Consider the following 12970-nt stretch of genomic DNA (forward strand, 5'->3'; position numbering starts at 1 on the left):
AGAAATCAATAGTAGATTGATTTTAGAAAAATTATATTTATATCTAATAAATTTTTATCATTTTATATCATTTTCATCAAACACATCTCCACACTCAGGGCAGAATTTTGGAGGTTTCGTAGGATCTTCAGGTTCCCAGCCACATTTATCACATTTATATAAAGGTGCTCCGGCAGGTTCTGGTATACCGCATTCTGAGCAGAATTTTCCTTTATTTATAGCTCCGCATGAGCAAGTCCAACCGTCTACATTTGCTTGTGGCTTAGGTGAAGCACATTCCACACAAAACTTACCTGTATTTACTGTTCCGCATGAGCAAGTCCAAGTATCTTTCGGAGGTTGTGGGTATGGTCGTTGCATTTGTGGTTGTTGCATCTGTTGCTGTTGCATTTGCTGTTGTTGTCCCATTTGGAATAAATTTTGTGCATTCATTCCGCCTGCTTGTTGTGCCATTCCCATGCCCATAAAGCCCATCATAGCTCCACCTTCATTTGAAGCTGCCGCTCTCATAGCATCTGATTGAGCCCCTACAAGTGTTGCTGCCGCCATATTAGGATCTCTCATAACAGCTGTTCTTTGCAACTGTTTAATCATATCCTCATCTTCTTTTGGAGCCGTTATAGAGTTTATACCTACTGATACTATTGATATACCTCGTAGCTCTGACCATTTCGGTGTCAGTATCTCGTTCATGGCATCAGATAATTCCATAGTGTGACCAGGAAGGGCACTATATCTTATTCCCATCTCAGATATTTTTGCAAAAGACGGTTGTAAAGCATTTAAAAATTCACTCTTCAACTGACCGTCAATTTGACTTCTGTCATATTGATTTTCTACATTACCGCAAACATTGGCATAAAACAACATAGGATTTGTTATCTTATATGAATATACGCCGTTGCATCTTACAGATATATCAACGTCAAGCCCAATATTTCTGTCAACTACTCTAAAAGGTACAGGATTTTGTGTTCCGAATTTATTATCAAGCAATTCTTTCATATTGAAATAATAGACTCTTTGATCTTTTCCAGTATCTCCGCCATAAGCAAATCGTTTACCTACAGTTTCAAAAGTTTTCTTTATACCTTCTCCTAAAGAACCGTTAAATATTGACGGCTCAGTAGACGAGTCGAAAGTAAACTCTCCTGGTTCTGCACAAAATTCCACTACCTTACCTTGTTCAACTATCATCATACACTGTCCGTCAGCTACAGCAATACCTGAGCCTTGCGAAATTATATTATCGCTTCCTTTTTTATTGGACGAACGTCCGCCTATGCGTTTTTCTCCTTTGACAACCAACACGTCATTAGGAATAGAATCACAATAGAAAAATTCCTTCCACTGGTCGGCCATTGTTCCACTCAATGCTCCAAGACCCGCTTTTATTAATCCCATAATATTTCCCCCTATGATTTATTAATATATGTAAAAGCAATACTGCAAATACAATAAAACTGTGATTATTGAATCAATTAAAAAATTATAGGCATTTTCATATTTATTAATCGAATTTAATCAATAAATAAATATTTTTTTATATTTTTAGATTGATTTTTGTATTAAATATAAATAAAAATTGCACTTTTACAATAATATTATAATCGTTTTTTTTTAAATTACATCTGTAATATTACCTGTTTTTTATTAAATTTTTATATTATTGACAAGAAAAAAATATTCAATTATAATCACATTATATAGGCAAACGATTATTTTTGTATTAAATCTTAAGAAGAAAGGAGAATATATATGTTATTTAAAAAGTCCAAATATTTATTAGCTTTTACTTTAATATTTTTTATAACATTCTTTTTTGTATTATTTCGTTCATCAAACGCTTATATGGATTTCACTACCCTATCTATGGGTATTGAGCACAGATACGGTAATGATGATAGAGATTTTTCAGATGACACATTAAGCATCAATAATACTAATGTTGATCTGAGCATATATGTAAAAAACAGAGACGGTTATACGGTTGAATCTTATTCACCGAGCCAATTTATTAATCCCAGCCAATATAGTCCGGGAAGTTTTTTAAGTGTAACTATATATTATAAGAAAAATGAGCCTGCGCCTCCACCGGAACCTACACCTCCGCCAGAACCTACACCTGATCCGAAACCTGATCCTACGCCTCCTCCGCAAAATAACGGAAAGAAAGACTCATATATCTACATCTACTACAGGAGCGTAGCAGGACACGATGTGCTTGCATCGCAAACTATACAAGGTTATGACGGTGAAACTCTAAATCTTAATGACTATGTAAAAGATGTGACTACTATGACTCATGTGGGATTTGACCCTTCTTCAGGCACAGTTACATTTAATAAAAGTCGAAGAGGTATGGGAATAATCCTGTATGAAAAAAATCAAAAGCTGAACCAAAACAATAACAATAACAACAATAATAATAATAATAATAATAATAACAATAACAATAATAATAACAATAACAATAATAATAATAATAACAACAATAATGACATCTATATCAAAAAGAGTTATAAGGAGTATCTTCCTCCATATGACGAAGAGAACACAAGTGAAAATACACAAGTTTCTAAAAATCAGGATACATCAGATGAATATATTATTGGACCTGAAAGCAATAGTGTAGCAATTATAAAAGGATATCCTAACGGAACTGTAAGACCGAACGCTCCTGTTACAGGTGAAGAATTTGCATCTATGTTGTATAAATTACTAAATAAGAACTACACTGCAAATATAGACGTATCATCTTTTAATTCTTCTCATTTGAACAAATCATCATGGTCATATGAAGCCGTATCAAAATTGATAAGTGCAAAAATAATTAATGAAGATTATCCCGGCTCATTCAATCCGAAGAAAAAAATTACAAGAGGCGAAGTTGCTATGGCATTATCAGCTTTATATACAGGTGAGGCCGACAACAGATTTGTATTTACCGATACGCAAGACACTCAATATGAAGAACCTGTAAAAATTGTAACTTCTAATCATATCATGAGTGGATACCCTAACGGCTCATTTAAACCTGAAAAAGAAATTACAAGAGCTGAATTGATAGCTACGTTGAACAAATTAACAGGAAGAACTAAATCCGTTATAAAAAAAGAATATACATTTTCAGACTTAAAAAAATCTTCATGGTATTACTATGAAATTCAAGCCGCATTACAAGGTAAATAAATATACACGTAAAAAAGGACTGTAAATACAGTCCTTTTTAATTTTATCTTATTCTACTGTGTAAGGCAACAACGCTATTATTCTTGCTCTTTTTATAGCATTTGTAAGTTTTCTTTGTGCCTTAGCTGATGTTCCTGTCACTCTTCTTGGAAGGATTTTTCCTCTTTCAGATATAAATTTCTTAAGTAGAGCAACATCTTTATAATCTATTTGATTTATTTTATCTCCAACAAAAGGGTCAACTTTTTTTCTTCTTTTTCTAAAGTTGGCATTGTTGTTAGCATTTGCTTGTTTTTGGTTAGCCATTTCTTACACCTCCAAATCTTTGGCTAAAATGGTACTTCATCATCTGACAATGCTCTGTAGCCTTCTTCATCAAGACCTTCAGGCATAAATTCATCTTCTTTTTGTGATTGAGTAGCTTGATTTCCTGATGACATAGAATTGTTGGAAGATGTTTGAGTTTTTTTATCTCCCCAATCTATGAATTGTACATCTTCGGCAATTATCTCTACTGAGTATTGCTTAACTCCGTTTTTATCTGTATAGTTATTGTTTTGCAATCTGCCTCTTACTGCAACCATTCTACCTTTTGCGAGATAATTGGCACAAGTCTCTGCTCTTTTTCCCCATACAACTATATTGAAAAAATCAGCAGTAACTTCAGCGTCTTTTGCGGCAAATGCTCTGTCAACAGCTATAGAAAATCTCGTTACGGCATTACCTGTAGATGCAATATACCTAAGTTCAGGATCTCTTGTCAATCTTCCAATCATTATAACGGTATTCATATCTTCCTCCTATTTGTTATCAGTAACGTTGATAATCATATGGCGGATTACTTGATCCATTATTTTAAGATTTCTGTCAAGTTCTTTAGGAACTTCTGCTCCTGCATTGAACTTAACTAAAACGTAATAGCCGTCGCTCAATTTTTGTATTTGGTAAGCAAGTTTTCTGTTACCCCATACATCAACAGCTTCAACTTCCCCGTTTGTGTCGATGATACCTTTTAGCTTGTCTTGGATTTTTTGCTTAGTTTCATCATCTGTGTCAGTTCTTAAAATATAAACTAATTCATATTTTTTCATTGATATTCACCTCCCTCGGACTATTGGTTCTTTAACTTGTAAAGAACAGAAAGTGTAATTTTCTAAAATTACAACAATTTATAATATCACTTTCCAAAAATTTTTTCAAGTGCTTTTAAATAATTTATATATTTTATAATCATATCAAATATTTATTTACATATTTTATGCGTTTTAAAATCTCATATATTATATAGCTCGGAATGAATACTATCAATATAAAGACAGGTACATTTATTATATCCGGGTAATTAACTATATTTATATTTTTATAAAACATTATCTTTAAAAATATGTCATGCACTAAAAATATACAAAATGACGCTTTGGATATATTTTCTACGATTTTTGATGAATATATTCTAAAACCTGTACTCACAACAAATCCGAAAAAACCGTATGCCATAAGCATTACCCCTATAGACATACCTCCCCAAAATACTATATTTATATCATTTTTAAGCAGACATAATAAATATGTTGCTCCAAAACTTATTATAAAACCTATAAACAAGGCTATAAAATAATGTTTGGCATTTTTTATATTTGTGTTTATATAATACCCCAGTACTCCGTAGCCTATTGACGCATATCCGAGATGCATTGCTATATATTGAGTAAGATTGTTGAATTTTCCTTGAGTGTCAAGCCCTATAAATGTCGGCAACACTATGCCGAGAGCCACCCAAACTATCAAAAAATATTTTATTTCCGATTGTTTTGCATTTTTTATAAATATCTTTACTATAGGTGTAAAAATATAAAATAATACCATTATATAAATATAATATAACTGATAATTATGATTGAAATAAATTATATTTTTTATGGCATTTTTTATGGCTTCAAGTTCAAAAACTCCTGTTTGCACACGTCTATAGATTATATACATACTTTCATATATGCTTGCCCAAAAAAATAATGCCGTTATCATCCGTACAATATATTTTTTGAAAATATCTTCTATTTTTATAACTTTACTCTTATTAAACAGCAGTGCTCCGCTACACATAAAAAATAGCGGTACGGCAGGTGCTACAATACTTCTGTAAAACACCGCTATACCCCAACTCCTGCTTGCAAAAGTATAGTCATAAAGCGCTGACGCTGTAGAATGAATACCTATAACAAATATTATTGCTACTGCTTTTATAAAATCTATGTTTCCGCTTCTGTTTTGCATAATTTTCTCACTAAACATTATATATTTTTGCACATCTTAATTTAAAATTTATTTTTCTATGATTAATTTCATATAATCAAAATTTTTCTTTGCCATTTCCTTTATTTTCTCAATTTTGTTTTCGAGTTTTGTTCTGTATGATTGCAGATTTATCTCCATATCATCAACAGATTTTTTCATATCTTCAATGCTCATATCTTCTATTTTACTGCACACCGGCATATCTATCTGATTTAAAAGATTATCTATCTTAGGATCATAACTGAAGCCCAGCACCGGTGTACATACACTCGATGCAAATATAAGCCCGTGAAGTCTCATGCTTATCACATATGTCGCTTTTTGCATTATACCCATCATCTGCATAGGTGTTATATCTTGTATTATATACGAGTTGTTTTTCATCTTCTGTTTTATTATATGTGTAGATTTCAAATCATGTGGATATTGGAGTGCAAAAAATATTACATTTTTATCATATTTTTCTATTATATAATCACAGGCTTTTGCAAATATTGTTGTAAATTCTCCTTGCTTATCCCATGACCGTACTGATATTACAACAAATTCTTTATCGCAAGGTATGTTGTTTTCTTTTAACAATGCTTGTGCATTATCGTCAGGTTTTAGAGAGAATACAGGGTCTGTCGTTAAAAATATATTTTCATTTTCAACTTTCATTAATTTTACAGTTTCCAACGTTTTTATATCTCGAAGGGTTATAATATCAGATTTTTCTATTGATTTTTTCACTCTTTTTATATTGCTTTGTTTTTTTAGCGGTCCGATTCCGTTTGCATATATCATAACTTTTTTACCGAATAATTTTGCAATATTTATTATGCTTGTATAATATATCAGCGAGCGTGTACTTGTCTTATCTTGAAAAAGTGTGCCTCCTCCGCTTATAAGTATATCGCATTGTAATAATGCTTTTAGTATATGAAGTGGATTAAATCTTTTTACAGCATTTATATTATATTTTTCTTTTGTAAATTCTATATTATCCGATAACACAGTTATATCTGCATTTTTATCTATTTTCTTTATATTGGCTATTATGGATTTTAATATGGCTTCATCGCCTGCATTATTGTATCCGTAATAGCCTGATAGCAATATTTTATGCATTTGCCCTCTTACCTCTTTGGATTATTTTACATATTATATCTATAAGCACTACTATTACAAATGTTATTACAAAACTTACCGCATATTCTACCCCTACTCTTGAAAGCGACACAAGAAACGGTGTTCTTATATGTGAAAATGTATTTAATATATCCGCTTGTCCAATAGTAGCTGCCAATGCAAAAAGTATATAAGTATCTCTGAATTTTTTCTTAGATGCTAACATTATGAGTAATATCAGTGACGGATAACCCAAAAATATAGCTTTGTTTCTCGGTCTTGCAGGAAATATATATTCAAATATATTTCTCATAAGTATTTCAGATGACGAAGGATCAACATTTGATGTATGTCCACTTCTAAGCAACATAAGTCCGAGTACGCCAAGCATAGCAAAAAGCAACACCACTTGCCATACCTTTACATTTTTTTGGAGTGTTTCTACAACTTGTTCTTTAAGTGACCTGTTTTTATCAAAATATTTTCCAAGTCCTATTATGCTCAAATATGCAAACGGCACTATCAAAAGTGGTAACATCTGTGATATTTTTACACCTGAAAATTTACTGAATTCAAGCATATATACACTATCTCCGTACAAAGTCACTATGAATGTAACTCCTATCAGTGAAATCATTATACATTTCAACAATTCTACAGTTCCAAATAAAAATAGTTTATAAATATTTGTATTTTCTAAAGATTTATTTTCTTCAAATTTTTTTGTAGCTCTTAGTAAATATACAATAGAAAGTGTAGCAAATGATATTGTACCGAACAATGCCATAAATGTATTAAATGTAGCAAGCTTTATATTAAATTTATATATTCCTGCTGAGCCTATCACTCCAAGTACAAGTAATACGAGTTGAATGTTTTGTGTATTTTTAAATATATTGTCAAATATTATAAGGGCACTTACCATTATTGCAACTGTAGCTAATAATTTCATATATTTAGATGTCAAAAATCTATCCATAGTTTTTACATAGCTGTCTGATGTTATAGGTGTTATGCCATAAAATTTATCAAGTCTTGAATTTAATTCTTCGAACCTTTGTTTATATATACTCATATCTGTTATGAGAGGGCCTCCTTTGTAATGGAAGGCTCTGAAATATATAACTCTTATATTTCTTTCAGATATGGCTCTATAATATGAATTCATTATCTCTTGACCTTGATTATGACCTGCTATGCCATAGTCATATCTGTCTTGTATATATGTTAGAGTTGAAAATAATCTCGTTGTCTGATAATCCATTTTTTGAGTCAAAGCTCTCAAACCTTTTAAGTCTATATTTCCGTCCTGCTCAGATGTTTCTATTGCAACTGGTATCAAAGATGCTTCTTTCATTTTTTCAGCAAGATAATCGGTATTTTCTTCTCCGCCTAATATTTCCTCTCCGCCAAATATAACTATTCTTTGATTAGGAGAATATTTTTTTATAAAGTTTATATATCTGTCTATTGATTTTTTTTCGTCTTGTATCGCACCTATATATACAGGTCTTAAATTTATAGAAAATTTATTGTCTTTCAACTCTTGAAGTTCACTGTCCACAAACCCCAATCCTGTATATTCTATAAGCGACTGCTTGTTGTTTTCAAGTGCAACTCTCTTACCTGTAAAATCTCTCATTATCTGTGAGCTGTTATATGCAAAATCAGATAATCTGCCTTCTATTATCAGTGTATCTTCGTCCTTATAATATATTTTTCTGCCATCTTTTACAGTTTCCTCAAGACCTTTTTTAATGTATTCAAGTCCATATTTTGTACCATTTATCTCCAAGTCTAAACCGTCATACCTTGTAGATATCTTAAAATTTTCATTCAATTTAAGCGAATCTATAGTATCCTCAAAGACACATATAGAATTTACACCTATATCCGTAAATTCTCTTGCTACGTCTAAATAATCTCTGTTTTCAACAGACGCAATGCTCTTTATATCTCTAAGCTCCATTACGGTTTCATATGTTTTATAATTGCTTTCCACATTTATACGCTCATACACAACTTTTAACGAGCCGAGCAGACATATGAACATTAAAAATAAATAAGCAAAATATATTTTTTTAAGCCTCATCCAATTACCTCTTTAAAAATTTTATAATAAATTTATTTATAGGATTTAATACTAAAATCCATTTAAAATTAAGATATGCTCAAATTGTTTTGCAATCAAAATTCCCGACACTTTTATAAAAAACTCCTAAAGCACAAAACATTTTAGAATTATCTTAAAATATCTTTCAATGTTAACAATGTGTTCGGTCTGTAACAAAAAACATATTTGAATATTATATTAACATATCTCTTTTTAGTTGGATAATAATATAAAATATTAAATTTAAGAATTTTTTCCCTTTTTTATAATATTTTTTACAAAATTTACCTGTTTTATTTTTAAAATAAATGCTGAAAGAAAATATGTCAATACTCCTGCAACAAACAATATTGCCAAATTTATAATTTTTTTAGAAGCACCTATATTTCCTCCAGGCAGTATTTTCTTTATTAAAAATATCACTATACACATCAAAACTGAAGATATCACAATCTTCACTATCTCTTTTATAAAATCAGCATCTATAAGCTTGGTGTTTTTGTCCATTTGCAATGGTATTATAAGCATAATCGCATTTATAGTAACTGATATTGATGAGGACAGCGCCAAACCGCCTACTTCAAATTTATTTATGAGTAAAGAACAAAATACATAGTTGACAATTATTGCAACTACTGCACTTATCATAGGCACTTTTCCATTTTCTTTTGCAAAATACACTCTCGATAAAATAGTCTGTATGGCATATCCTATCATACCTACTGAAAAGAAAAATAGTGCACTTGAAGTGATATTTACTGAAAATTCATCAAATCTATTGCCTCCATATACGAGTCCTATTACTTCTTTGCTCAAACTCATAACACCTCCCATTAATGGAAGTATTAAAAACATAGTTGCCTGCATAGTTGTGCTTACAGTTTTGTTAAATTCGTCTTGTTTCTTATCATTTATGAGTTTGGACAATTGCGGAAATACGAAATTCATTATTGATAATACCAATACACTCGCTATCATAGTATAAAGATTATTGGCAAATTCAATAGCAGCTACCGCAGAACCTTCGTATAATCTTGAAGCATATTTTGCATTTATCATTATATTAAACGGCTGAACCCATGTGCTTATCATAACCGGACCCATTAATATAAGAGTTTCTCTCAAATATGGATAATCCAAATAAGGTTTGAAATGATATCTATATCCTATTTGTTTTAGTGACGGTATTTGAATAATTACCTGCATTATCCATCCGATAAGATAAGTTACGGCTAAACCGTATATACCGAATACTTTGTCGAATGTAAAATAATATACAATTATTATAATATTAAACACAACGCTTATAGATGCCGGTATCAAAAATCTGTCCATAGACTGCAATATACCTACAAACGAAAATGCAATACCTGTGCATATCATTGTAGGCAGTAATATTTTTAGCAGATTTATACAAAGCTCAAGCATTTTTTCATCAAAACCGTCTGCAAAAAAATAGGCTATTTCTTTTGCAAAAATCATTGATAGAATCATGAGCAACACCATGAACATTCCGACAACACTTATAAAAACATCAGAAAATTCATATGCTTTATCTCTTCCTTTTTCTTTTAAGGCTCTGTTAAATATTGGTATAAAGCTCGAAGTAATAGCAGACGCAAATATAGCGTCAAACAAAACTCTCGGTATCCTACTCGCAGTCAAAAATGCACTTACTTCAACTCCGCTACCATATTGTCTTGCAAGTATCATATCTCTTAAAAGCGCCAATACTTTACCTGCAAGTGTTATTATCATAATATAGCTTACTGTTTTCACAGCTTTATTTTTTTCAGACAATTCTTTCTCCTAATTAATTTAGAAATTTATATCTTTAATTTCTTTCCAATTATGCGGAAATCCCATCATATTATATATTTTAGTTATAGGTATGCTGTCAATATTTTCATCCAAATCATCAAATGCCATAATAAGTTCATTTATCATCTTCATCTTATCTTCTCTTGAAAGCAACATACATAGTGTTATACAAAGTGCAAATACATCTTTTTTTCCATTTTCAGAAGTATCATTTATTTCAAAATATGTATGATATTCATTATGAGCAATAGAGAACTTTGCAGCTTTTACATTATATAATCTTTCATCGTGTGCACATATATTTCTATACGCATTTAAAAGCTCCATATAAGTTTCTAATTCATGGACTTTTACCCTGAAATATTTTCTTGCAATATATTGTTTTTCTTCATCCTTCATAAGCTTGTAAAAATTTATTATTCCACCGAAAGTCAGTATATTCGCCAATATCCAAAAAGGGACATTGTTGTATTTTTCTATATTGTATGTTATATACTCGTTTTTTCCTATAGCTTTGCTGAGTGCATTGTGCAAAGAACCTATCAAAAAGAATATCTCTTTTGTATTTTTCTCATCTTCACACGCAAAATTGGAGTAACGCAAATAATTTTCAGAACCATAGATTTTTGAAAACTCATAGCTTATTGCAGATTTTAAATTTTGTTCCATTATAAGTATATATTTCAGAAATATTATTCTAATGGATCTGTCAAACATATACAAAAAATATATCTCTTCAAATGCAGAGCCTGTTATATATTTTGACTTATCTCCCGCTTTTCTGTCGAGCAAAAACGGTGTTCTATATCCATTTATTACAACATAATAATTGGAGCGTACGAGCGTCTCCACTGCTTTTTGTTCGTCTTTTATAGTCAAATTTTTACTTTTCAATATGTTAATCTGTTCACCAACATTTGAAAAAACTTTTTTCATATAAAAATCTCCATATATAAATTAAAACATATAAAAAAACTATAAATAAGCTAATTTGAAATCAATAATTAAATAAAACTATTATCTACTTAAAATCTATATATTTTTAATATGAGACTCAAATATATTTTGCTTTGGCACTTTTATAAATATCTGCAAAGCAGATATTTATAAAAATGTCCACAATTTTGCTCGTAAATCATTTTAAGTATAGTTTAATTTAAAAGTGTTTAAGCTCTTAGTTGCTTGGAGTTTGATAATTAGAATAGAATTTTTCCTCTACAGTGCTACCTTCTATAGCTCTGTAAAGAACATAGCTTAGCCCTCCGCCTGATGTCCATATCTTTATATTCTTCTTATCTTCTCTGTTACCGTATATATTAAATGTTATCTCATCATTTGCTGTTCTTTGATAAGTTATATATATATCATGTGGAAAATTGTTTCTAAATACAAAATCATTATAATCTGAAACCATAGCGTCTCTGCCTCTCGGCACATAATGCACCGGAAGTGTATGGCATCTTCTATGATCTATTTGCAAACCGCTTTCAAGTGTTGCATTGAAAAGTGTTGTAGATACTTGGCAAAGTCCTCCTCCTGTTCCTTCTACAAATTTATTATTTAAAATGACTTTAGCTGTTCTTAAATGAGGATATATCGGTGCTATTCTTGTATTATATTTGAATTGTTCATTGGGTGCCAATTTAGTGCCGTTTATTTCTTCTCCGGCCAACACAATATTGCTTGTTCTTCCTGTATCATATGCATTATACTTGGTAGTATAGCTTGAGAATAGTACAACTTCGTTTTTAAGTATATTGCTGTCTATTTGCTCATTGTTTATAAACGGTACTTTTAACGGAGTATAATCTGCAATTCTTACCCTATTCATAAGCTCGTTTTTAAATTTTGCTTTGTCTATCTTCTTTTCGCCCAGTTTTTTTGTAATAATCTTATATTTATTTGTATTTCCTATCTTTTGAGGATATAATATCTCTTTTAAATGCTTATTTGTAAAATAATCCTCTATCTGTGCTGTAAATACATCAAAACTCCACTCATCTACTTTGAGAGGAGGAAATTTTTGCTTATAATCGTATGTAAATGCTTTATTTGCTTGAAAATCATAAATTTTCCCTGTTTGTTCGTCATAAAGCCTAAATGTACCTATAAAATAATTGTTTACTGTCTCTAATTTAGGTTTATCTACTTGAGGCATATCCTCTTTTTTTTTCAGAGCTTTCTTGTTTTAGCTGTTTTTCCGTAGTATCATTTTTCTGATTAGATTCTATACCTTCTTGAATATTATTATTTTCATTAGAAAATTCAGTTTCCACTTTATCCGACTTTATATCTTCATAAACTGTATTTACAGGTGTATCAGTTTTTTCGGCATTGTTGTCTGCAAATGCTATACTATTACTGAAAATAGCGGAAACACTTGCCAAAACACACAAGGCTGTCTTTAATATATTCCTTTTCATAATACTCACTTTCTCA

General features: G+C 30.7%; 12 protein-coding genes. 1 reads left to right on the forward strand and 11 read right to left on the reverse strand.

Annotated features, from left to right (window positions below; all coding sequences use genetic code 11):
* Positions 1-57 precede the first annotated feature (57 nt).
* On the reverse strand, positions 58-1404 hold the full coding sequence (locus tag HMPREF9629_RS00275) for an SPFH domain-containing protein (RefSeq protein WP_009524294.1): 1347 nt from the start codon (positions 1402-1404) through the stop codon (positions 58-60).
* Between the two features lie 354 nt (positions 1405-1758).
* Here HMPREF9629_RS00275 and HMPREF9629_RS00280 point away from each other — a divergent pair, with 354 nt between their 5' ends.
* Positions 1759-3192: an S-layer homology domain-containing protein gene (locus HMPREF9629_RS00280; RefSeq protein WP_009524295.1), complete on the forward strand. Its 1434-nt coding sequence runs from the start codon at positions 1759-1761 to the stop codon at positions 3190-3192.
* Between the two features lie 48 nt (positions 3193-3240).
* Here HMPREF9629_RS00280 and rpsR read toward each other — a convergent pair whose 3' ends face one another.
* The 10 genes from rpsR to HMPREF9629_RS11975 form a co-directional block, all read right to left on the reverse strand.
* Positions 3241-3498, reverse strand: coding sequence for a 30S ribosomal protein S18 (rpsR, locus tag HMPREF9629_RS00285; RefSeq protein WP_009524296.1), 258 nt, complete (start codon positions 3496-3498; stop codon positions 3241-3243).
* Between the two features lie 23 nt (positions 3499-3521).
* The gene (locus tag HMPREF9629_RS00290; RefSeq protein ID WP_009524297.1) at positions 3522-3983 is read right to left on the reverse strand and encodes a single-stranded DNA-binding protein; all 462 of its coding nucleotides are present in this window, start codon (positions 3981-3983) and stop codon (positions 3522-3524) included.
* A gap of 9 nt (positions 3984-3992) precedes the next feature.
* Positions 3993-4283, reverse strand: coding sequence for a 30S ribosomal protein S6 (gene rpsF / locus HMPREF9629_RS00295; RefSeq protein WP_009524298.1), 291 nt, complete (start codon positions 4281-4283; stop codon positions 3993-3995).
* 139 nt (positions 4284-4422) lie between these two features.
* Positions 4423-5466 carry an acyltransferase gene (locus tag HMPREF9629_RS00300; RefSeq protein ID WP_009524299.1) on the reverse strand — a complete coding sequence of 348 codons (1044 nt, stop codon included), beginning with the start codon at positions 5464-5466 and terminating at the stop codon, positions 4423-4425.
* A 48-nt stretch (positions 5467-5514) separates the two neighbouring features.
* Positions 5515-6597, reverse strand: a complete 1083-nt coding sequence (gene csaB, locus HMPREF9629_RS00305; RefSeq protein WP_009524300.1) for a polysaccharide pyruvyl transferase CsaB — start codon at positions 6595-6597, stop codon at positions 5515-5517.
* The gene (locus HMPREF9629_RS00310) at positions 6590-8689 is read right to left on the reverse strand and encodes a DUF5693 family protein (RefSeq protein WP_009524301.1); all 2100 of its coding nucleotides are present in this window, start codon (positions 8687-8689) and stop codon (positions 6590-6592) included. Before HMPREF9629_RS00310 ends, csaB begins: the two co-directional genes overlap by 8 nt.
* Positions 8690-8953: 264 nt before the next feature.
* Positions 8954-10510 carry a murein biosynthesis integral membrane protein MurJ gene (murJ, locus tag HMPREF9629_RS00315; protein WP_009524302.1) on the reverse strand — a complete coding sequence of 519 codons (1557 nt, stop codon included), beginning with the start codon at positions 10508-10510 and terminating at the stop codon, positions 8954-8956.
* A gap of 18 nt (positions 10511-10528) precedes the next feature.
* Entirely contained in the window at positions 10529-11467 is a 939-nt protein-coding gene (locus HMPREF9629_RS00320; protein WP_009524303.1) for an Abi family protein, read from the reverse strand.
* Positions 11468-11705: 238 nt separating this feature from the next.
* Positions 11706-12689 (reverse strand): VanW family protein, encoded by a 984-nt coding sequence (locus tag HMPREF9629_RS00325; RefSeq protein ID WP_009524304.1) that lies wholly within the window; start codon positions 12687-12689, stop codon positions 11706-11708.
* Positions 12673-12954: a hypothetical protein gene (locus HMPREF9629_RS11975; protein ID WP_009524305.1), complete on the reverse strand. Its 282-nt coding sequence runs from the start codon at positions 12952-12954 to the stop codon at positions 12673-12675. The genes HMPREF9629_RS00325 and HMPREF9629_RS11975 overlap by 17 nt, the downstream gene beginning before the upstream one ends.
* Positions 12955-12970: the final 16 nt, after the last annotated feature.

The organism is Peptoanaerobacter stomatis (genome assembly GCF_000238115.1).
In the GTDB taxonomy this organism is placed as follows: domain Bacteria; phylum Bacillota; class Clostridia; order Peptostreptococcales; family Filifactoraceae; genus Peptoanaerobacter; species Peptoanaerobacter stomatis.